This is a genomic window from Paenibacillus sp. J2L1-98, from assembly GCF_056269405.1.
Genome location: NZ_JBWDNW010000024.1, coordinates 1 through 22,880, shown reverse-complemented (window position 1 = coordinate 22,880; position 22,880 = coordinate 1). Strand labels below are relative to the sequence as shown.

At 49.3% G+C, this 22,880-nt stretch carries 18 protein-coding genes; all 18 read right to left on the bottom strand.

All coding sequences use genetic code 11. The features are described from left to right. Window positions 1-141: 141 nt before the first annotated feature. Window positions 142-4,281 (bottom strand): S-layer homology domain-containing protein, encoded by a 4,140-nt coding sequence (locus AC0YNZ_RS26405; RefSeq protein ID WP_475829443.1) that lies wholly within the window; start codon window positions 4,279-4,281, stop codon window positions 142-144. A 362-nt stretch (window positions 4,282-4,643) separates the two neighbouring features. Further along, the gene (locus AC0YNZ_RS26400) at window positions 4,644-5,786 is read right to left on the bottom strand and encodes an MraY family glycosyltransferase (protein ID WP_110770243.1); all 1,143 of its coding nucleotides are present in this window, start codon (window positions 5,784-5,786) and stop codon (window positions 4,644-4,646) included. 102 nt (window positions 5,787-5,888) lie between these two features. Next, window positions 5,889-6,593 (bottom strand): WecB/TagA/CpsF family glycosyltransferase, encoded by a 705-nt coding sequence (locus AC0YNZ_RS26395; RefSeq protein WP_475829496.1) that lies wholly within the window; start codon window positions 6,591-6,593, stop codon window positions 5,889-5,891. Window positions 6,594-6,657: 64 nt separating this feature from the next. Then, window positions 6,658-7,836 (bottom strand): polysaccharide pyruvyl transferase CsaB, encoded by a 1,179-nt coding sequence (csaB, locus tag AC0YNZ_RS26390; RefSeq protein WP_475829442.1) that lies wholly within the window; start codon window positions 7,834-7,836, stop codon window positions 6,658-6,660. Then, window positions 7,800-9,944 (bottom strand): DUF5693 family protein, encoded by a 2,145-nt coding sequence (locus tag AC0YNZ_RS26385; protein WP_475829441.1) that lies wholly within the window; start codon window positions 9,942-9,944, stop codon window positions 7,800-7,802. Before AC0YNZ_RS26385 ends, csaB begins: the two co-directional genes overlap by 37 nt. Window positions 9,945-9,978: 34 nt before the next feature. Continuing rightward, window positions 9,979-11,706 carry a phospho-sugar mutase gene (locus AC0YNZ_RS26380; protein ID WP_475829440.1) on the bottom strand — a complete coding sequence of 576 codons (1,728 nt, stop codon included), beginning with the start codon at window positions 11,704-11,706 and terminating at the stop codon, window positions 9,979-9,981. 31 nt (window positions 11,707-11,737) lie between these two features. After that, window positions 11,738-12,169, bottom strand: a complete 432-nt coding sequence (gene fabZ, locus AC0YNZ_RS26375) for a 3-hydroxyacyl-ACP dehydratase FabZ (RefSeq protein ID WP_056631018.1) — start codon at window positions 12,167-12,169, stop codon at window positions 11,738-11,740. A 176-nt stretch (window positions 12,170-12,345) separates the two neighbouring features. Then, window positions 12,346-12,879 carry a CDP-alcohol phosphatidyltransferase family protein gene (locus AC0YNZ_RS26370; RefSeq protein ID WP_475829439.1) on the bottom strand — a complete coding sequence of 178 codons (534 nt, stop codon included), beginning with the start codon at window positions 12,877-12,879 and terminating at the stop codon, window positions 12,346-12,348. A gap of 246 nt (window positions 12,880-13,125) precedes the next feature. After that, window positions 13,126-13,437 carry a DNA-directed RNA polymerase subunit beta gene (locus AC0YNZ_RS26365; protein ID WP_475829438.1) on the bottom strand — a complete coding sequence of 104 codons (312 nt, stop codon included), beginning with the start codon at window positions 13,435-13,437 and terminating at the stop codon, window positions 13,126-13,128. A gap of 16 nt (window positions 13,438-13,453) precedes the next feature. Further along, window positions 13,454-14,296 (bottom strand): flagellar hook-basal body protein, encoded by an 843-nt coding sequence (locus AC0YNZ_RS26360; protein ID WP_475829437.1) that lies wholly within the window; start codon window positions 14,294-14,296, stop codon window positions 13,454-13,456. Between the two features lie 32 nt (window positions 14,297-14,328). After that, window positions 14,329-15,192, bottom strand: coding sequence for a flagellar hook-basal body protein (locus AC0YNZ_RS26355; RefSeq protein WP_475829436.1), 864 nt, complete (start codon window positions 15,190-15,192; stop codon window positions 14,329-14,331). A gap of 173 nt (window positions 15,193-15,365) precedes the next feature. Further along, window positions 15,366-16,358 carry a rod shape-determining protein MreB gene (mreB, locus tag AC0YNZ_RS26350; protein ID WP_475829435.1) on the bottom strand — a complete coding sequence of 331 codons (993 nt, stop codon included), beginning with the start codon at window positions 16,356-16,358 and terminating at the stop codon, window positions 15,366-15,368. A 124-nt stretch (window positions 16,359-16,482) separates the two neighbouring features. Beyond that, window positions 16,483-16,770 carry a sporulation transcriptional regulator SpoIIID gene (gene spoIIID / locus AC0YNZ_RS26345; protein ID WP_110770235.1) on the bottom strand — a complete coding sequence of 96 codons (288 nt, stop codon included), beginning with the start codon at window positions 16,768-16,770 and terminating at the stop codon, window positions 16,483-16,485. Window positions 16,771-16,961: 191 nt separating this feature from the next. Then, window positions 16,962-17,702 carry a peptidoglycan DD-metalloendopeptidase family protein gene (locus AC0YNZ_RS26340; protein WP_475829434.1) on the bottom strand — a complete coding sequence of 247 codons (741 nt, stop codon included), beginning with the start codon at window positions 17,700-17,702 and terminating at the stop codon, window positions 16,962-16,964. Between the two features lie 82 nt (window positions 17,703-17,784). Then, window positions 17,785-18,984 carry a stage II sporulation protein D gene (gene spoIID, locus AC0YNZ_RS26335; RefSeq protein WP_475829433.1) on the bottom strand — a complete coding sequence of 400 codons (1,200 nt, stop codon included), beginning with the start codon at window positions 18,982-18,984 and terminating at the stop codon, window positions 17,785-17,787. A 126-nt stretch (window positions 18,985-19,110) separates the two neighbouring features. Further along, on the bottom strand, window positions 19,111-20,301 hold the full coding sequence (locus AC0YNZ_RS26330; RefSeq protein ID WP_475829432.1) for an ABC transporter permease: 1,191 nt from the start codon (window positions 20,299-20,301) through the stop codon (window positions 19,111-19,113). Further along, the gene (locus tag AC0YNZ_RS26325; RefSeq protein WP_475829431.1) at window positions 20,243-21,004 is read right to left on the bottom strand and encodes an ABC transporter ATP-binding protein; all 762 of its coding nucleotides are present in this window, start codon (window positions 21,002-21,004) and stop codon (window positions 20,243-20,245) included. The genes AC0YNZ_RS26330 and AC0YNZ_RS26325 overlap by 59 nt, the downstream gene beginning before the upstream one ends. Next, window positions 21,001-22,596 (bottom strand): efflux RND transporter periplasmic adaptor subunit, encoded by a 1,596-nt coding sequence (locus AC0YNZ_RS26320; RefSeq protein ID WP_475829430.1) that lies wholly within the window; start codon window positions 22,594-22,596, stop codon window positions 21,001-21,003. The genes AC0YNZ_RS26325 and AC0YNZ_RS26320 overlap by 4 nt, the downstream gene beginning before the upstream one ends. Window positions 22,597-22,880 lie beyond the last annotated feature (284 nt).

The window sequence follows — 22,880 nt, the reverse complement described above, 5'->3', positions numbered from 1 at the left end:
ATAGCTTGTTTTCATAGACCCGTCGACACGTAAGATTTTCCATGGATAATGTTTCATATTACGTAAAAATCCCTTGATTTCAACAAAAAATCTGGCTGCGGAAAACTGCCGCAGCCAGATTTTTCTAATGTCGAATATTTGTCAGCCGATGCTCGGAAGCTTCTTCAAATCCGCCAAAATACGAGCTACGATAATGGCTGCGTCAGAACGCAGAAGGTTCGATCTTGGCTCGAATACCGAGCCGGCTTTCGGATTGCTTGGGTCGACTAGAGTGCCGAGGATGTACTTTTTCTTTGCAATGGCAAGAACAGAGCTCTTCGCGTAGAAATTGACGCTTCCTGCATCCCTAAACGTCTTCTCAAGATCTTTATCGATCTTCTTCGAATCGGTAGCCAACTTCAAGTCTAGCGCTCTCGCGATAATAACGGAAGCCTCTTCTCTCGTTAGACTAGAGCTCGGCTGGAACGTCCGCGGACCGGTTCCGCGAATGATGCCTTCTCTTGCTGCGGTTTCCACATACCTATAATCCCATAATGCATCCGGGTTAATGATAGCAGGTACATCATCGAAATGCGGCTTGCTAAGCTCGTAGTTAAGCGGGATATCAAGCGCCTTAACCATCATTCGTGCGAACTCGCCGCGCGTAACGAAAATATTGGCGCCGAAATCGTCAAAGCCCGCGGCGTTCATGATCCCTTTGGAGTAAATCGCTTCAAGGAAGTTTCTAGCATAAGGATGTGTTGTCACATCCGTGAACGTGTACACCATTTTGCCGACTACATAATAACCGAATTTATTGAATGGAACGGTAACCGTATTTTTCTTCACGTCTACCGTACCGCCAATATTTTCCCAATACTTAGCTTTTACGTCGTAACGATATACGGTGATGATCGTCCCTATGCTGTCCTTCATGTTCGGATCGAAGGAAAGCGTCAATGTCCCCGTCTTTGAAGTAATCAATTCGCGATTGTCTGGACGCTCGTCGTAGGTCGGAATCTTCGTTCCGCCCGTACCTGTCGCATTCGGGAATTGATACGGGTCCACGCCTCTGGTCAGAGGATCGTACGCATTCAAGGTTGCCGGATCATCCGCTAAGCCTGCGTCAATCCAGTATACCGGGCTTGCTTTGGTGAAGCGAGTTGGATAAGAAAGCCTGAATCTTGTCCCAAAGCTTTCTAAAATAATATCAAAGTTCGGCGGCAGCGGCTCAAGCTCACGACGGTCAACGACACCGTCCTCGGAATTCGCGATCGCAAACAATAAATTGTGGCCTGTGAATATCTGGTTTTTCAGCTCGCCAGGTACGTTATAGTCGGTTCTGATAAGCGTTGTGCCTTTCGCAAACTTCAAATTGAGCGCTCCATCGAAAATTTTATGGCTGTTCGCCATCGTTTCCAAATACTGAGCTCCCGGAATGTTAGTCGGCGCATACGTGATATCAATGCTGCCTTGAACCTTATCATTTGCGCTCGCGATGACAAAGTCGATTTTGTTTTTGCCAACCTTGAGTTTATTGACGAATACGCGATACGTATTCTTATACAATTGTTCTACCGTTGCAGGGTTATTGTCGGAATCAAAATCGATTTTTTCCGCCAGCTGTTTGTTAATTGTAATGGTCTCAGCTCCGGGAGCATCGATGATGACTTCCACATAGTTCTGGTTAACGATGCTCTTATTCGGCAAGATCGGACGAAGAATCGTATATGGCAGCGATGTCGGATCAACCTCTAGACGAAACGCGCCTTTTGGTCCCGTCTCTCCGTTGTTGAAGATAGTAAACGTATAAACGCTTGAGCTGCCGTCTGAATTTAATGCTTGCCCTGTTAAAATGAAAGAAAACGTTTTGGTTAAAATATCGTATCGGACAGAGAGCTTCGCCACATCGTTATTCGCTGTATTGTTAACCGTGCCGATAACGGTTGGTCCGCGCATAATAATCAGCTGCTTGCTCAAGTCCCAAACGATAGGATTCGTAAACGAACTGCTTTCAATTTTCAAAATATACTTGCTCGGATCAGTTAGGCCGTTGGCCGGAACTTCCATTTGATCCAGTTTGTTTTGGATATTGTTGACGATAGCAGCATCCGTTGCCCCAGCAGCTACAAAATCAATAAAATCAAATGTGCCGAAAACGTTCATGTTCGCTTCTTTAGTCGTATAAATTCCGCCGCGGTTCACAAAGTTCGGATCATTTGGAACCGGTTCGGTATACTGGGCTCCGTATGGATAAATCTTTGTTCCTTCAACCGGTATGACCGGCAGGTTTGTTGGAATAAGAAAAAGCTTGATCGTTTTCTCGTATGAGTTTTTGCTGCCCTGAAATACGAATTTGATCTCATTCTCTCCGCTGAATAAGGCATCAAATGCTTTCGTACGTTCTGCAACAGTATTAAGAATCATAAAGCTTGTTGCCGATCCATTAGTTTCAAGCTTAATCGGCGTATTATTGACATAGAAAAATACGGTTTGAGCCTTATTATTAGTGAAATCATAACGAACTTCGGAAGTATTGTTGATATTATTGAGAACACCTTTGAAATCGCTCAACGTAGACGTGATGGCCTCCGCGATACGATCGCTTTTCAGTTTATTCGTATCGTCGTAAACGGTCATATTATCGAATACGCTCGTGTAGCTGACGTATGGACCAAACAGCATCGTGAATTTTACCTGCTTCGTTACTCCGCCAACATTAAGTGTAACCGTCTGGGTACCCTCAAAAGGCAGCTTTTTGAAAATAAGGATTTCCCGTTTGTATATCTTTCCATTTACGTTCACGAATTTGTTGGCAAGTGTCGATGATACGTTTTCGATGTTGTTTACATTCGCGTAGTCATACCCTGTTGCCGGTGCATTTGACACATTTTTGATATTCGTAACGGTGACAATGCCATCCGCGCTGCCCAAGGCTGCGTTTCCGACAAGAACCTCCATAGCAAAAGGTACGCTATAGAGATTAGCGCCTTCAAGCTTTGTTCCTGTCAATGCTTCCCCGTTACCTGTTCGATATCCGCCTAAATAGTTGATATCTTCGATAAACTGTTTGCTGGCATCCTGCAGGGAGAAGCCCATAAGACCCGTTCCCTCATCAACAGGAGTCTGTCCAAGCGCTGCTTTTTTGGCATTTTGAGCCGTTAATTGGATGTTGTAATCCTTTTCGAAGATTAGCGCATGGTTTGTCCCGATAGGTGCGGTAAATTCATAGATGAAAAACGCTTCATTTCCGGTATAAGTTCCAACTGGAGTGGCTACCGTCGGAGGAGCCGCCGGCTGCGTGAAGCTGATGCCTCCACTGCCGGTAATGGAGTATTTAATCGGTATGCTTTGCGCCGGGTTTGGATGAGGTTCAAGCGTCCCGTCAGCCGGCACTGAATCATCCTTCAAATAGTTAGGAACGATGATTTTACCGGTTACGGTTGCCGAGTTCGTATTGGTCACTAGCAAATTCGGACTATACTCGAGCGGCTCAGATCCCGGTGTTACACCTGTTAATCCATTCAAGTTCACATCATAGAATGTAACCTCACCATTATAAAAGGCAACCTCGCGCGTCGTTTCGACGGTTTGGTTGGCATTATTCACTTTAATCGTAACTAAGTTTTTACCCTTTTGGAGCGTGATCGGCGATGCCGCGAACTGAAACTTATTTGAGCTGTTCACGGAATAGGATTTACTGCTGCCGTTAACATCGACCGTAACTTGCTGCGCGTTAGGGGCAAAGCCCGTAATGCTGATATCTGCTGATTGACGGCCTGCAGACGCGGTTGAGTGAACAACCGTAGTGCCCGTTTCTTCGATATTGAATTTATTTCCGTCTAATTGAGCAACCAAATCATAAAACACAGGCCCGTTGTGATATTCGATATAAATCGAATTTGTCACTTCACCGCCGCCCTGTACGCCTTTGAACGTAATTTGGTTTAGGCCAGGAAACAATTCCACGTTGTATACTTGAATGTTAAAGCCGTTGATATAAATGTTGCTTGTAATGTTTTCACGTTTTGAGCCAATCTGATCATCGGCCGGATCATCATTGCCTTTATTATTAATGATTTGTGTAACGCTGTATGATACCGATGATGGGTCTACCCCCGTAATTGAACCCGTCAAGGTGAGACTCGGATCTGTCGTTACTCTCGCTTGCGTTGATAGATCCTTCTCTGTCGGAAAGCTGAAACTGCCTGCTGCGGCTGTAGCCACTTGCAAAGGCCCGAACGGCGGCAACAATGTGATCAACAATGTCAGCGTCAGCGCTAATGATAGAATTCTTCTCAAAACAATGTTCCTCCTTTATGTATATAACGAGCATGGGTATTAGAATAACAGTCAAGCGTAAACGGCTGTCGCCTTCCTAGGCGGCAAAAGCTCGTTTCGCGGTGAAATATAAGTATATTTATAAGTGTGAAACTAATAAATGTCTTATATTCTGAAATGAAGTCCGTACGGCTTACTTATAAATAAACCTTCCTCCCTTTTCCTCTTTAGTCGGCTTTCGTACGATTTACAGTAAGAGTTGCTGACCGCAGAAAAGTTCTGTACAGTTGTTATCGGTATTTGGCTCCTATTTTTTTAGTTCATTGTCCAATTTTGAACAAAAAAAAGAGCCCTGTTTCCCTTGCGGGATCCAGAGCTCTTGTTTATTTCGAACGGGATTCGGCATCCAGTTTAAGACGAAGCCTCATTCGGCCTAGGAAGTTAATAAGCGGTCTGCGCGTTTTGTCGACAATTCCGGTTACCTCTGCACCGATCTGCAAGAAGAACATCAGCATACAAATAACGGCAAAGGTGATCCAGTTCGCTGCGCTTGATTGCACGACAGCCGATTGTACGATAGCCAGTCCGCCGAATATCGCAGCCACGCCCCAAATGATTAGGACGGTGCGGCGGTGACTGAAGCCAAGATCGCGCAGCCTGTGATGCAAATGACCTTTGTCCGGAGCGAAAATCGGACGTTTGTTCACCCAGCGGCGAACGATTGCAAAGAATGTATCCGAAAGCGGTACGCCGATGATGAGCAGCGGCGTTACGAAAGATACGATCGTAACCTGCTTGAACCCAAGCATCGAAAGCGTTGCTAAGCTAAAGCCGAGAAACAGCGAGCCGGAGTCACCCATAAATATTTTTGCGGGATGAAAATTAAATACTAGAAATCCGGCGATTCCTCCGAGCAGCAGTGTGCTTAGCAGGATGACCGGTTGAAAACCCATCAGTGACGCCATCACCACAATCGTTGCGATCGCGATACCGGATACGCCGGCAGCCAGCCCGTCCAAACCGTCGATCAGGTTTATCGCGTTCGTTACGCCGACTATCCACACAATTGTGAGCGGAATACTGATCCAACCGGCAATCGGCTGCATCGTTTCGCCGAACGGAATGTTGAGCAGGTCGATCTTCACGTCAAAGCCGAATACGACAACGCATGCCGCCGCGATTTGGCCTAGAAGCTTTACTTTCGCTGACAGCTCAAAGCGGTCATCGAAAGCGCCTAAAATAATAATCATTGTGCCGCCCACAAGCAGGGCGTTGATCATATTTGAATCCTGTGGACGGAGCAAGCCGTCCGGTATGAATGGCGATAAGATAAAAAACGCGCCAACGAATGCAATATAAATAGCTAGACCGCCAAGACGCGGCATAATGCGCGTATGTACCTTGCGGTGGTTTGGTTTGTCTATTGCGCCTACTTTGAATGCGAACTTCTTAACAAGCGGCGTCATCGCGATGGCGAGAACAAGAGCGATAATAAATCCAATTGAATACAGCAAGCCAACCGGCATGTGTGCAACTCCCCTTTTCTTTCTACCGAAGAGAATTATACTCCGATTGAAAAAGAAATTCCAACCCCGTTTTCAACCAATTTCACGGTTTTAACGAGAATTTCACGGTGTAGACCGAGGTTTTGTTACGTTTTCTTTGTCGCGAACCACTTTCACTACGAATTTCGGCAAAACAAGCATTCTTTTGTACCTTTTTGGCTCTTGAAGCAAGCGATAAAACCATTCAAGGCGCAGTTTTTGGAAAATAATAGGCGCTCGCTTCAACTTTCCCGAAACGACGTCAAAGCTGCCGCCCACGCCCATAATGAGAGGTACGCCCAGCTTTTGCTTAAATTTAACAATCCATGGCTCCTGCGTATCCGCTCCGCGCGCCACGAACAATAAGTCCGGCGCGGCCGCACGAATCGCTTCCACAACTTCCTCATCCTGCTCCGGGCCAAAAAATCCGTTCCGGTAGCCGACGATTCGCACCTGAGGATACTGCAGCTGCAGCTTTTCGGCCGCCGCTTCAATCACCTCTTGTGAGGTGCCAAGCAAGTAGGCCTTCCATTTGCGCGATTCACCCTGCTGGAAGAGACGATGCATCAGATCAAACCCTGTCACCCGTTCCGCAACCGGATTGCCCACGTACTTGGCAGCCCATACGACACCGGCACCGTCGGGGACGATAAGATCCGCACGCCGTATCATCGCACTGTACTTCGAATCCCCGACTGCCGACATGATCATGATCGGATTAGCCGTGATAACATGCGTCACCCGTTTTTGTTCTATAGCTGCTGTTAAATAATTGACTGTCTCATCCATGCCCGCTTTAGAGAACGGGATGCCGTATATCGGCACAGTCGGTAGTCGTTTCAACAAGAGGAAATCACCTCGATATATGATGACGCAATAAATGAACGATTTGTTGCGCCGGTTTTTGCGATTGTTGTTTTAAAAGGTCGATTGCCGCCTTGTGCTCCGCTTGCCAGCCGGCCTTATCAGCCAGCAGCGAGCATGCCGCCTCTGCGAACAGTTCCGCATCAAGCCGATCCGTCGTGCCGACAGCTTTGAGCCCAAGCCGATTAAGAAACTGATCGATCTTCGGGTCGTAAGAGAGGCCAAGCATAGGAACCATTTGGCCCGCGGCGTAAATAAGCGCATGGAGGCGCATGCCGAACAAAGCGTCGCACCGGCTGACCGCAAGCAGCATTTGCTGGGGGTCGTCGCCGGGCGCGGCCAGCTCGGCGGTTGAGCCTGAGCCGAGCCGGCCGCGCAGCCGTTCCATCACCTGCTCCGACGCTTCCGTGTCGGAGGGGGTGTGGAACGGCAGGAAGCGCAGCCGTACAGGCATGCGCTTCGACAGCGCGACTAGCGCTTCGGCGGCGCGGGCGAGGTCGGCGCCGTCGCTGCGCCAGCGGCGCAGCGATACGCCGATGAGCGGCGGCTCTTCCGCGCGCAGCGCTCCGGCGGCTTGTCCCGCCGGTGTAATGCGGCTAGCGTCTTCATGCGAGCCTGCCGGGAGAGGCAAGCCCATGACCGGATCGGGCACCACGTCGATCCGCTCCTCCGGTACGCCGATCCTTCCGAGCAATGCGGCGGATTCGGCATCGCGCACTGACACATACCTGCTTCGCTTCATCACTCCGCGAATTAAAGGGTCCATCCAGCGGCGATTCACAGGGCCGATGCCCTGCGAATAAGCAAACGTCGGCTTACCGAGCAGCTGCGCCAGCTTCATAACGCCTGTATAATAAGGGATTGTCTTAGCGCTTGTAGCGTCCTGCAGGAGGCTGCCACCTCCGCTGATCAAACCGTCACTGCTCCGCAGTGCTCTGAGCAAATCAGCCGGATGCATTCGCCGGACCGATTCAACGCCGTACATCTTGCTTGTCCAAGCCGGATCAGCCGACAAGACGATCGGCTGAATCTGAATGCCTTGCGCCTTGCCTTCTTCTTCTAATGCAAGCAGTATCGATCTGAGCACCGCTTCGTCACCGCTGTTGCGGAATCCGTAGTAGCCCGAGATAACTATTCGACGTACTTGCGAATGATTGCCGGTGCCCATTTACGTAATGCCCCTTCCACTAACTGCCATGCCACGATCAAAATACAGCCTATAATCATACCTGTACCCAATCCGAGCAGTACCCGTATCATCGAAATGTACAGCGGCGTATGAAGATGTGCGAAAGTATCCACCATCGACAGCTGTCCAATCGAGCCGATAATAATAAGAAGCCATGCCGCGCGGTAGCGCAATGACAAGAAAAGCCCGAGCAATAATAACGGATGCGCCAGCAAAAACTCCTTGAAACGCGGACGCACGCCGAACGTTGACTCCAAAAAGTGGCGGATAACGAGTTCAACTGAGGATACTTGTCCGCTATTGCCTGTACGCGACAGGTAGTAGTAGCCAATTATCCCGACGACTGCCGCCAGGATGATCCAAGTCACTGTGATTGGCTTCGTAAGCAGCTCGCGAAGCTTGCCAACCGTCAGCTGACTATTATAGAAAAATACATAAACAGCCACAAGAGCAATTGGAGCGAGATGCAGCAAGCTTACACCGCGAAACTGCTCTAAAACTAGATTGTACGTAATGTTGTTCAACAACCCGAAAACAATCGGAACAGCCGTAAGCGAGATTAGCGTTGCCACGATAAACCAATTTAGAGCTAACCCAAAGCGCTTTCCTGTAGACAAAGCAGGAAACAGCCATTTCATCCGGCTGCCGTTATCGGATACGGCACCCGGATGATGCGGCGTTTGTCCTTGCTGACTGCGGCCGACCGACCAACTTGCTCCGCCAATTACGCGGCGGTCGCCAACAGTACGCGAGTAAATTCGATTCATGACCCATACGAGAGCTAGCGTAGGAGCTGCAATAGCTGCGCCTAACGCAAGGCCCTGCTCCATGATTGAGCTGTTAAGCTTGTACAAGCCGGCGCTTCCGAATAGGCCGATTACAAAAACCGGAATATAAACGCCAGGGATAAATGCACCTGCCAGCAGCGAAATTAGAGCGATCGCCCCTAATGCAACGATTGCCCGAACCGGTTTATTCCATGAAGGCGGATCATAATCGAACGGCTTCGGCGTACCCGGTGTAAAGCCTGCTTTTGTAAGCTTTGCGACAATGCCGTCTTTCCCGCTCATCGCTTCGCTAAGCTTGTCCAAGGAATGAACGATTGCACCTTTTTCGGCACTCGCCTCAACGTTCCCATTCATGAAAAACATGCGGATATTGCGATCTTTCGCCGCCAAAAGAAAACGATCGGCGATAGCGCCTGGCTTCATTGTCATCCCGTCGTTGTCCGACAAGGAATATAACCGGACCACATTATAGTTTGTAATATATGCTAATTTATTTATACCTTCTTGAGGTTTTTTCAAATTTTCGATCGCTGCGATGCCCATATCGTATTTATTAAGCAGTTCACCGAACTGATACAGGCTGTTATCCATCGCTTGATCAGAGGCGCCCTTCACTTTATCGCCGTCAAATAACACGCGGCTTACGCCGTACTCCTTCAATTTTGCAAGAAGCGCATCCGTTGTCGGCTGATCATAAGGCTGGACGCGGTCAGACAAACGCGGCAATACGCCGAACCCTGCATCATGAATCGTCTGCAAGGACATCGGATCAAAATCCATCGTTTTCATAATCGCTTCCGCAATCGGCATCTCGACGACAAGACCGCTGCGGCCGCCGTATGACCACTCTCTATATGCAGCCTCCGTACGGTCAAAAGCCTCACGCACGATTGGACCGATCATCTCTGCCTCTTTGGGTCCATTAAATAAAATATAAGTAAAGTTTTGGCCTACCGGTTCGAACTTACCTTGCAGCAGCGCTGCGTCTCTAGAGCTGTAATAAGTCAATCTGCCCGAGAGAGACATCTCCTTCAGCGAGCTCTCATAAACAGCCATGGTCGTAATGCCCGATTCCTTCAGCATTGCCAATTTCTCTGTCAGGAAAGCCTGCGGTCTGGCCTGCTTCTCCGCGACCTCAATAATATCCCGGTAGTCAAACACATATTCTACTTGTTTCGATGATTTTTCCATGTCCATTCGGACGGCGCCGAGCGGCATTGCTGCCGCTACGCCGATTAATGCAATGACCCATAGAACAAACCTGGCCCGCCGATTCCATTGCTGCCAACGTAAAAACACGTAATTCCTCCGTTCTAAACAGCCTGATTATCTTCTACTCGTTACGGTCTACCCGTTCCATAACGATAGTCTTCAACGTTTGCAGCGCTGCAGAAGCAGACTCCTTCGACTCGCCCTTGACCGCAAAATAAACCTTGATTTTCGGCTCTGTGCCAGAAGGGCGAAGGCAGAACCATGAGCCGTCCGCGAGCATATATTTCAACACATTTTCCGGACGCAGGCCGTCATGACCCTTGCCGTAATCGAGCACTTGCTCCACTTTAACGCCGCCGATTTCAATTGGCGGGTTCTGACGCCAGTCGTCCATAATAGCGCCGATTTTTTGCACCCCGTCAAAGCCCTTAAGCGTGCGTGACTCAAGACCTTCCAAATAGAAGCCGAACTTGGCGTAAAGCTCGAGCAGCACATCATACAACGTTTTTCCTTGGCTGCTATAGTATGCCGCAGCTTCCGAAATCAATAACGCCGCAACGATGGCATCTTTATCGCGCGCATAGGTACCTGTCAAATAACCGTAGCTTTCTTCGTAGCCAAACAGGAAGGAATGTTCGCCCGTTTGCTCATAGCGAGTCATTTTCTCCCCGATATATTTGAAGCCGGTTAACGTATTTTCAACCGCTGCGCCGTACGAACGGGCAATATCCGCTCCTAACTCGCTTGTCACGATCGTTTTAACTACGATACCATTCTCCGGAAGTTGACCGCGTTCCTTTAACTGGCTAAGCACATAATGAACCATCAAAGCACCCGATTGGTTGCCAGTCAGCACCACATACTCGCCTTCATTATTTTTCACAACCGCACCCATGCGGTCGGCATCGGGATCCGTTCCGATAATTATATCGGCATTGACCTGCTGAGCGAGCTTAATCGCAAGCGTGAACGCTTCACGCTCTTCCGGATTAGGTGACTTTACCGTGCTGAAATATCCGTCCGGCTGCTCTTGCTCCGGAACGATATGTACGTTATTGAAGCCAACCTTCTTCAATACTTCGCGAACTGGCATATTGCCTGTCCCATGCAGCGGCGTGAAAACAACGCTGAATTTCTCGCCAATTCCGCCTTTAATCAAATCGGCATTTAAGCTTTGAGCTACTACCGTATCAATAAACTGCTGATCGGCCTCTTCGCCCAGCCAGCGCAGCAAGCCCTTAGCTTCAGCTTCCTCGCGGCTCAGCCTTTTCACTTCATCGAAGCCGGCGATTTGACTGATTGCTGCAATTACCCGTTCAGCATCCTCCGGAATTAGCTGGCAGCCGTCGGCGCCGTATGCTTTAAAGCCGTTATATTCAGGCGGGTTATGACTTGCTGTTATGACGATCCCGCTGTCTGCCTGTAATGCTCGTACCGCAAATGATAGCTGTGGTGTAGGGCGCAGAGCGGTAAACAAATAAGTAGTAATGCCATTTCCGGCTAGCACAAGAGCTGCGTCAAGCGCAAACTCTGGCGAGTTGTTACGGGAATCATGTGCGATGACCACGGACGGGCTTGTTCCTTCAGAAGCTGCGCCGGCAAGCAGCCAGTTCGCTAGACCTTGCGTCGCTTTGCCGACTGTATAAGCATTCAACCGGTTCGTTCCTGCGCCCATCACGCCGCGCAAGCCGCCCGTACCGAATTCAAGATCACGATAGAAACGATCCGTAATTTCCTTTTCTTGTCCTGCGATGCCGCGAAGCTCTTCCTTCGTCGCATTATCGATAAGCGGATCATTAATCCAAGCCTCGTATTTAGCAATTACTGTTTCATTAGTTGGATTCGTCATATTAGCAGCCTCTTTCTTTCATGAATTTAATTTATGAAGGATTAGATAACGCAAACATAAGCTCGCCTTCGGCAACGATTTGATCGCCAACTCTTGCTGTCCCTTGCCCTTTACCGATGGAGCCCTTTAGCCTTGTAATTTGCACTTCAAGCGTCAAAGTGTCACCAGGCTTTACTTGACCGCGGAAGCGGAAACCGTCAATGCCCGCAAAAAAGCCCAGCTTGCCGCGATTTGCTTCAATCATCAGCATAGCTACAGTGCCGACCTGTGCCAGCGCTTCTACAATAAGAACGCCAGGCATGACCGGATAACCGGGAAAGTGGCCGACAAAATAAGGCTCATTCATCGTAACATTTTTGAGACCGACTGCGCGGACACCCGGCTCAACCTCCAAAATACGATCGATCAGGAGGAATGGAGGGCGGTGAGGAATGATTTCTTGAATTTGATTGATGTCCAGCATGTCAACAAATAGCTCCTTTCTAAAGTTTAGTAGTATAAAAAGTTCCAAAATGTACGAAACTATACTTATCCCTCATAAAACTGCAGTTTATGAAGGTTAAGATAAGGGGCTTGGCTGATGGACCTGAAGTGTCCTTCGTCAAGCCTCTTTGTTCCCTATGTAGCTGTTGCTATGGATCACGAATGACCAGTCGGCGTTCCCGATACGGGTTTATTGAGCGCCCTAAACATTACGATATACATTATAGAAGTAATGAACGAAAATCCGATGACTGCCCATAAATAAGAATGAGCATTTGGCGCTTCAAAGAAAATAAGCATAATCGCCGCATAGAAAAGTACGGTTGTCAGCTTCCCCATCCAATTGGCGGGCACCGTCTTCTTGCCGCGAAAATGAAAATACAATCCCCCCGCTATCATACCCAAATCGCGAATAAACATCGCCGCAGCCGCAGCCCAAGAAATATGACCGGAAATGAGCAGCGATACAATAACCGTAATAAGCATCAGCTTGTCAGCTAGCGGATCTAGCATGATGCCGACCATCGTAACCTGACCGCTTCTGCGCGCGATATAACCATCAAGCACATCGGTAATGCCGGCAGCGACCATAATCAAAAAGGCGGGGATCATATGCCCCTTTGCGAAAACCACTATGTAGACAGGGATCAAAACAAACCGCAATGACGTTAAGAGATTCGGCAGATTCAAACTCTCACGCTCCTCTACCTATTGCTGACTGTCCACCATGGTTCCCAACTATTATACAACTACCTTCCATAAAAATAAAACCTTCTCCATCAAATTGGCTACTGATTATGTTTATGATTCAACAGCCCTATTGCAGAACGGAGCAGCTGCGCCAGAAGTCGTTTGATTTTCATTTTCACAACACAAAAAGGCTGTCCCATAAACAGCTTAAGCCGTTTAGCAGACAACCCTTTCATCGTTTGATTATTAAGATTCGGCAAATACTAAGTCATAGAGATGCCGCCACGTGGCCCAGCTAAACACTTCGCCAACCGGCTGCTTTCCTACAACGGCATATCCAATGTATAAACCCGCCACAAGCATAATAACCATTATGATCGGAACGATGCCTTTGCGTAAAATCCACAGCAGCATCTGTCCCCCCTTGGGCCGTCGCTTCTTATTGGAGCTCACTTCAGCCTTTGCGCGGCTGCTGCGCTTCCTTCTGGAGCCGCCTTCTTCCGCTTGACTCCTGAACCCGCTTGCTTCGCGGTCGATTCGTTCATCGGCCATACTCATCAACATCATCCTATCTTTATGCGCGCAGCCCGTTTGTAAGGCTCATCATCGTATCGCTTGACGACAACGCTCTAGCTGCCAGTTGATAAGCGCGCTGCACATTAATAAGCTCGGTCATTTCGTCCGATAGCTCGACATTCGACTGCTCCAAGTACCCTTGGCGCAACGAAATGCGGTTCTCCGAATCCGGTACGATCTGCTGCAGCACATCGCCAGAGTTGATGCCGTCCGCAATAACAAACAGGTTATCAGAAACCGCAGACAATGCAGCCGGACGCGAAGCCTGAAGCAGCATAATGCTGCCAAGCTCAATGGTGCGCCGGGAAGATACCCCCAGCACCGTTCCGTCTGGATTAACCCGAAGATTGTATCCTTGAGGCACTACAATATTGCCTTCAACCCTATTTCCGGTCGCAGCATCTCTTACGCTCGCAACGACAGGATATCCGTCTTCCGTTGCCAAAAGCGTATCACCGTTTGCACCGACCGTCAACTGAAATGCCCCGTTGCGTGTGTAGGCACGGTTGCCGGCATCGTCCACTTCGACCTCGAATAAAGCATTTCCCTCAATCGCGAGATCCGTTTCTTTATCCGTTTCCTGATGAGGGCCTTGAGACAGATTGGGCTGAACCATCGTCATTCTCGAGCCCCAGCCCTGCGTGAAATCCATTGGCGTCAGACGGCCGGGCTGATTAAACGATTCAGGCTGGCTTCTTAAGTTCGTAAGAAGATCTTCAAAGGTTGCTTCCTTGCGTTTGTAGCCGACTGTATTCACGTTTGCAATATTGTCCGCAAGAAGATCCAGCTTCTGCTGAAGCCCACTCATCGATACCATAGCGTTGATCATTGAACTGTTCATGCTTCGTGCTCCTCCGATGCTTCAACCCGTTGTTACACGCGGCCTACGTCGTTAACTGCTTTGCTTAAGCTCTGATCATAAAATTGGATAACCTTCTGGTTCGCTTCATAAGCACGGAGAGCTGACATAAGATCAACAGCCGCTTGCGCAGCATCGACATTAGAACGCTCTATATAGCCTTGTCTCACTTCAACGCGGTCATCCGGAGCAATAGCGACTGCTTCTCCATCTTCGGTTGCAAACCGGAAGCTTCCGTTCCCTTCGCGCTCGAGCAGATTCGGATTATCGATTCGGCTAATCAGCAGCTGAACGCCTATATCCTGTCCATTCGCATCGATAAAGCGCTGATCCTTCGTTAATATGAGGCTGCTAAGGCCTACACCCGCAGGCATCTGAATAGGCTTCCCATCTGTACCAAGCACGTTTGAGCCATCGCTCGACATCAGGAAGCCTTCCTCGGTTAGCGTAAACTTCCCGCCCCGTGTATACCGAATCTCTCCATTCTGATCCTGTACGGTGAAAAAAGCTTGCGGCTGGAAAATAACCTCGCTGCCCTGTCCTACCGATTTGCCCGATGCGTCAAAGGATAGCCCGTCCACTGCAATGTTTGAAATCAAAGCAAAATCGGATGAGTTATTCGTTTGCGTTAAATCGCCCTGCAAGTGGACAGATAAGCTCTCCTCCGCAAATACGCCATTTGTCAGTTTCCCGACCTTGGTGTAATTTTCGGGACCCGCTCCTGTCAAGGACAGCATCATTTCCGGAAAAGAACGGGTTACCGCATTGGTCTGCTTATAACCGGGCGTGTTTATATTGGATATATTATTTGTTATCGTGTCATGTCTGCGCTGCTGAGAAATCATGCCCGCCGCCGCGGTATATAGTCCTCTTAACATCGTTGTTGCCCCCTTGGCCGCTTCCATTCCATCTTACCTATATATGTTATCGGTTGAAAGCAAGGCTGCCTGAATAGCTTGTCCATGCGACCATTGACTCATTTACGCCTCGGCGACGCCCCCCTAAGGCTCCCTACCCGCGCAGATGATTGTGATCAAGGCCGCTCTTGTCTTTACTTCTTCCCGAGCTTGTCCAAGTTATCTAGAAGGATTCCTGTCCCTTTAACAACGCAGTGCATAGGGTCTTCCGCAATTAATACCGGTACTTTGAGCTCCTCTGCCAGCAGCGCATCAATTCCGCAAAGCAAAGCGCCCCCGCCCGTCAAAATAACGCCCCTGTCAATAATGTCCGCCGACAGCTCCGGCGGCGTGCGCTCAAGTACAGCCTTAGCTGCCGATACGATGGACATTACCGGGTCCCAAAGCGCTTCGCGCACCTCTCCGGAACGGATTGTTAACGTAAGCGGTAGCCCCGAAACCATATCTCGGCCGCGGATATCGATCTCATCCTGGCGACCGCCTTCAAGCACAGTACCGATCTTAATCTTAATATCCTCACTCGTTCTTTCACCGATCAAAAGCTTATATTTATTTTTGATAAATTTCATGATCGCATCGTCGAACTTGTCCCCTGCAACTTTAATAGAGGAGGAGGTTACAACGTCGCCCATAGAAAGAACGGCCACATCCGTTGTACCCCCGCCAATGTCTACGACCATATTGCCGCAGGGCTGGAAGATATCCATTCCAGCCCCTATAGCGGCAGCTTTCGGTTCATCCTCAAGAAATACTGCTTTTGCACCGCTGCGTTCAGCAGCTTCGCGAATGGCCTTCTGTTCAACTGATGTTATGTTCGTTGGAGCGCAGATGAGAATACGCGGACGGCTAAACCATTTCCGTCCCTCGACACGATCAATAAATGCTTTCAGCATAATTTCCGTAATTTCAAAATCCGCAATAACACCGTCACGCAGCGGACGAATCGCCACAATGTTCCCTGGCGTACGACCGACCATTCTATGTGCTTCCTCGCCAACTGCCAGTACGCGTTTCGTATCGCTTTCAATCGCAACGACTGAAGGCTCATCAAGTACAACGCCTCTTCCTTTCACATGAATAGATACATTGGCTGTGCCAAGATCAATCCCGATATCCTTGCTCAACATAAGGCTTAAGTCCCCCAACGAATAATAATTACAAAACGCACATTTGGTTCCCTTGACACAGAAACCGTTAACGCTTATTATTCGCCAAAAAAGACATATTTCCTCTATATTTCGAGAAAAAACTTCATAGCTTCCCAGCCGCCAGCACTTCACGTTTCTTCGAGCTCGTTTTCTTGTATTTAATCTTGGTCGCTTCTCCTCCCCTCAGATGCCTAATCGATTTGTGGTATTCGAGAATGTGCTTAACCTGATCGGCCAAATCGGGGTTTATTTCAGGAAGCCGCTCAGTTAAGTCCTTATGCACCGTGCTTTTGGATACACCGAACTCTTTGGCGATCGTTCGCACCGTGTGCTTCGTTTCAACGATGCAGCGGCCTATTTTAATGGTTCGCTCCTTGATGTAATCGTGCACGTTCCCGCCTCCCTTACTCGAGATAGTTTGGTACATTATATGAGTAGGTCGGGTATATATTCGTTATGGTCAAGCCTAACATGCCTGAATGTGAATAAATTTTCATAAAAACGTAAAACAGGCAGGGAATTGCTCCCCGCCTGTACGACTAAAGTCCTATTTTTTGAAGAGAGGTTACTCTCCAGCCGTCATTACTCCACGATCAACGAGCTTGGGTTAACCGGCTTGCCGTTGCTCCGTGTTTCATAATGAAGGTGAATGCCCAGATCGCGTTCAAGATCATTGCGGCCGGCTTTGGCGATCACGGTACCTTGATGAACCTCATCGCCCACGGCAACCGCAACATCCGTAACGCTTTGGTATACGGTCACAAGTCCGCCAGCGTGCGTGATTTCAATGACGTTGCCGTTCGTTGGTTCCGTCTTTACATAAGTAACTTTACCCGACAGTGCGGCAAGCACATCGAAGGTTTTGCCGCTAGGGTCAACGAAGTCGATCCCCATGTGCGGAGAGAAAGTGTCTCCCACTTGCACCAATGCAGCTTCACGCTCTGCATCAGTCGATTTCTCATCATAGAACGGAAGCTCTACTTGAAGCGCTTCTTTGTTAGCGAGCGGCCACTGCATTAATTCGTCGCCAGCCACAATTTCGGGAGTCTCGTTATCTTTCCCTTGCGCTGCTGCATCCTCTTGTGAAACTTCAGTAGAGGCGGGTTTACTTGTTGTAGGACTCGTTTGATCCGCTCCCTGATAGATCCACATTAAGGTTACGATAATTGCTGCCGCGGCCATGAAGATTGCTGGAGATACCCATCGCTTTGCAAAAAGGTTCTTCCATCCACTGCTAGATTTGGCGGCAGACGTTCCTCCCAGAACGGTTTTGGGAGTTTCTTCTGGTCTTTGCTTCGGTTTACTTTGATTTTGATCATTCATTTTCTATCACCTCACTAGCCATTGTTGCCAGATCTGCTAGGTTTATACGTGAGGTTAATACGAAATATTGAAAGAGTTCACATTACGAGCGGCTGGCGAGCTGATCCGATAGCTCTGAATCTTGCACCACTTGAACGCTAGAATAATAATGAGCTAAAATTTCTTCGGCTGTTGCCCCCGACTGGGCCATACCATTCGCGCCCCATTGGCTCATTCCGACGCCATGCCCGTAGCCATATGTCGTAATCGCAATAGACTTGCCTTTCACGCTCCATGTGAATTGAGAGGAAGCGAGCCCCAGCTTTTCTCTCACTTCCCGCCCCGTAAAGGTTACGCCTCCTATAATAATCTTACTGATGCGGTTGCCTTCCGTCCTCTCTACTACACGGATCGATGATTTGGCTGAGCCCTTCTTCGTCACACCGAGCTTGTTGTAAAACTCGTTAAGCGAAAGCTCCACCGTTTCTTTATACCGGGGTGAAATCGCCTTATCCCATGGACTTTGCACACTGCGCAAGTAAGGAATCTCTTGGTTCCAATAATCCTCTGAATTTTCTGTATATCCGTTACTAGTCGAGAAAAAAGCGGCCTCAATTGGTTCGCCGTTATACGTAATAATTTTCCCTCTCGTCTGAGCGACCGCTTCTCCCAGCTTGCTCATATTTTTCTTTTGCTCATCCTTTGGCCACTTGGTGGCGAGCTCTGCAAGCGGAATATAAACTTGATGCTCGGTTGTGTCGGTTACATCCGCTCCCTTTACCGGCACTCCGCTGACATTGCCTTGAACAATTCTCCGAACCATATACGTGCGTGCGGCTATAGCCTGCGCCTTTAGCGCCTCAAGCTCGAAGCCAATCGGCATTTCCGCAGCCACTACACCGCGGACATAGGTTTCCAGAGGCACCCTCTCAATCCGTTTTTCCTTTGTTATATAGATGCGGACAATGAGATGATCGAATGCGTACGACGTATCCGTTTGCGGGTCATTACCGGAGAACGGCTTCGCCGCCTGCTGAGAACGGTCTCCATCTGCGGAAGGCTGTAACCCTTCGGCTTCTTCCGCGATACCGGCCCTCGACTCTGCTTGAATGCCTTCCTCTGCAGCGCTATTATCCGTTCTGTACCTGTCAGCATGCACATATCGGATCTCATTCAGCGAAAGCCTTACTAGCATCACGGATGCTCCAAGCATGGCTCCGATTGCGAACAACCCCATCCATCTGCTTGTCCGCAAACGGCCGAGCAACGAAACTATTGAAAACTTCCCTATCCTTCGTCTCATGAGCTCTCCTTCCATCTTGGCCGGAAAGAAAAACAGGAACCTTGCTTTCGCCGAGTCCCTCTCTCTTAATCCGGTCCTGATGGTTCATTCTATGAGTAAAAATGATAGGGTAGAACCGGCTTATCGCTAATCATGACGGAGTGCGTCCACCGGCCGCAGGCTCGCCGCCTTATTCGCGGGCAAATAACCGAACACTACGCCGACGAAAGCGGAGAAAGCAAAAGCTAACAATACCGTATCGCCCGGAACCTCGGTATCTGTCTGCATGACCATCCCGATAACGAAGGAGGCTATATATCCGAGTCCAATCCCCAGCGCGCCTCCCAGGCCGCTTATGCATACAGCCTCTACCAAAAATTGAAATAAAATGTCCCGCTTCTTAGCCCCTAGCGATTTACGAATGCCAATCTCCCTCGTCCGTTCTGTCACAGATACGAGCATTATATTCATGATGCCGATCCCGCCTACGATAAGCGAAATAATAGCTACATATATAAGCTGCCTGTTCATCGTTTCATTAACTGAGTTTAACGTCTCCATCGCTTCTTCTTGATTAAGCACCCGGTAAGCATTCTCATTCCCCCGGAATTTCTCATAGAGTACCGCCTCTACCGCAGTAACGGTCACATCCATCAGGTCTGTATCCGTAACCGTTAAGTTAATAGTAGAAACGCCGCTCGTTTGAAATATTTTTTGCGCTGTTGTAACAGGTATTAATATTTTTTCGTCGTTCGAGCCTGTAAGCGAGCTGCCTTGTGCTTCCAGCAGTCCGACAATCGTAAAAATGTAACCGTTAATCGTTATTTTTTTGCCGACGGCCGCAGCCGGGTCCTCGCCCTCGTCCTCAAACAAATCGGTTGCGGTATCTACACCGATAAGCGCCACCTTTGTATTGTTCTTAATATCTGGAGAAGCGATATATCTCCCATCCTGAACCGGAAAATCCTTCACTTCTTCGTATGCGGCAGTTATCCCCTCTACGGTGACGGATACTTGCGTTTTTCCGTATTTCGCATAGCCGGTTGTGCTGGTGACCGGAGCAACTCCCGCCACGTTCACAACGTTACCAAGCTCATTTGCCTCATCCACAGACAGTGTTGTAACCGTGCCCCTGCCAAGAATGGTGACAGACAGCGAGTTCGGACTCCCCAGAGATGAAACCTGTTTGGCCACCTCGTTGGAGGATGCCTTCCCCATAGCTACCAACGCGATTACCGTAGCGACCCCAATCAGAATGCCGAGCATCGATAGGATGGTTCTAAGCTTGTTGGATAAGACGCTCTTGACTGCCATCTTGAGGCCTTGCGTAAGTTTCATCGCTGCCCCTCCTTTCCTGCTCCGTCAACACCCCATCCCGAATAACAACTGTTCGGCTGGCACGTTTTGCAACCTCCATATCATGCGTAATCAGTACAATGGTCTGACCCGCCCGGTTTAGCTCCTCCATCATGTCAAGCACTTCCATGCCTGTCTTGGAATCCAGCGCTCCTGTCGGCTCATCGGCGAGCAGCATCGGCGGATTAGTCGCAAGCGCGCGGGCAATAGCTACCCGCTGCTGCTGCCCGCCCGACAGCTCATTCTGACGGTGGCTCATCCGCTGCCCAAGCCCTACCCGCTCGAGCGCTTCCATCGCGCGCTGCCTCCGCTCCTTGCCCGGCAAGCCCCGATAAATAAGCGGAAGCTCGCAGTTTTCAAGCGCGGTAAGCTTCGGAAGCAAGTGGTACCCCTGAAAAATAAAACCTATTTTTTTATTTCGCAATTCAGTCAGCTTATTATCATTTTGTCCTGTCACTTCAAGCCCTTCCAGCTTGTAGCTGCCTTCGCTCGGCAGGTCGAGGCATCCTATAATGTTCATTAGCGTCGATTTGCCGGACCCGGACGGGCCAACAATCGCCAAAAAATCACCATGAGCGACCTTTAGCGACACCTCATGCAAAACCGTCGTTTTTTCGCGCGCCATCAGATAGAACTTCGAGATATTGGCCATTTCAATCAACGGAATATTTGGATGTATGCTCATCGCGTACCACCGGTGCTGCGCATTCCGCCTCCGCCTGTTCCACCGTTGACCATTCCTCCGCCGCCCATTCCGCCAGGGAAGTTCATACCGCCGCCAGGGAAACCGTCTTGCTGCATGGCCGCCTCTTCGGAACCGGTACCCATTCCCTGAGCTCCCTGCGCGATTGGAACAAGCACGCTGTCTCCTTCTTTCACTCCCGAGACAATCTCTACAAAGCTCTCATCGCTAAGGCCGGTAGTGACCGCTACCAATTGCCCCCCAAGCGCATCAGCCATCCGGTCGCCAGCACGTCCTCCGGCAGCAAATCCGCCTCCAGCTGCTGCAGATGCTTCACCGCCCGCTTCCGCTTGTCCTGCCGCCGCAGCCGCACGCCTGCCTTCAGCTGCCGCTTGCCCTGCTGCTCCTTGCTGACCGCTTGCTGCGCTTCCTTGACCTGTCGCCGCTCCCTGCCGGCCTCCTGCTGCGCTGCCTTGACCTGTCGCCGCCCCCTGCTGGCCTCCTGCTGCGCTGCCTTGACCTGTCGCCGCCCCCTGCTGGCCTCCTGCTGCGCTGCCTTGACCTGTCGCCGCTCCCTGCTGGCCTCCTGCGCTGCTTTGACCGCCCGAACGGGCAGGCTGCTGCCCGCTCGATGCTGCTGCTCCAGTCTCTCCGCCATTTTCACTCGGAATACGCACAAATGATCGGGCGCCCATTTCCACGACGGCGTTCACCGGCACAAGAACGATATTTTCTTTGGACGCAATCGTGATCGCCGCCTCGCCGGACATACCAACCTTTACACCCTCAATGTCTTTAAGCAGAATATTTACTTCAAACGAGGATGAGCCGTTGTTTGAAGTCCCCTCCATCGCAATTTCAGATACTACCGCATCAATCGTCTTATCTGTAATGGCGCTTAAAGATAGATCAACCGCTTGACCAACCTTTACAGAAGAAATATCAAGCTCGTCTACAGAGGTAACAAACTCAAGTTTGGTATAATCAACAATAGTTGCTATTGTCGTACTGGAGTTGACTTCGTCGCCTGCCTCAATATCCATTTCGGTAATTTCTCCATCAATAGAGGCTGTCACCACTTTTTCCTCTTTAGCTTGTTCATCATAAATATCTTGCAGCTCGTCTTCGTAATCCGCTATCTCTTCATTTGCAGCTTCCGTATTTTTCTCGAGAGATTCTTTTGCAGTCTCTTCATTTTCCGTACCTATTGCTTCCTTATATTCCGCTTGATATCCTTCAATGGATTGCTGCAGCTTTGTTATATTTTGTTCAATCGTCGTTATTTTGTCGTCATAGTCATCTGCAACCTCAAACGTAACGAGAACTTGGCCTGCCTTGATCTTATCCCCTTTTTTGACATTCACGGTCGCAATCGTACCGCTCTTGCCCGCAGTTATCGTTTCCCTGGAATTTGCCGCCACCGAGCCGGTACCGCTAATTTGTTTGACTATTGATCCTTTGGTAGCGGTCACGGTTCGCGATGAAGGCGTTGCCCCTGCCGCTTCCGTATCTTTAACAAAATAAAAATAATAAGCACCTGCTCCGGCTGCAGCCAAAATAATAAAAATGCTGAGCCCTATCGTCCATTTCTTCATCTGCTTTAATCCACCCTCCATCGGTCTTGGTGAGATAGACTATAGCACGCTAAAATGAACGGAAGATGAACAAGCGTATGCGTCATATCGCCATCAAGCTGTCAGGTGAAAATAAAGGTTTAGACTAACTCGAATATAAAAACAGCGGCAGCCTCGGACTGGAAAATTGTAGTTGATATGCTCCCCATACGGTAGACAGGTGAAATAATAAAAAGCCTGCTACTGTGAGGGGAGCTTTTTCATGTCTAGAGGAAAATATACTGCTTTGGAGAAACTCGCCATTC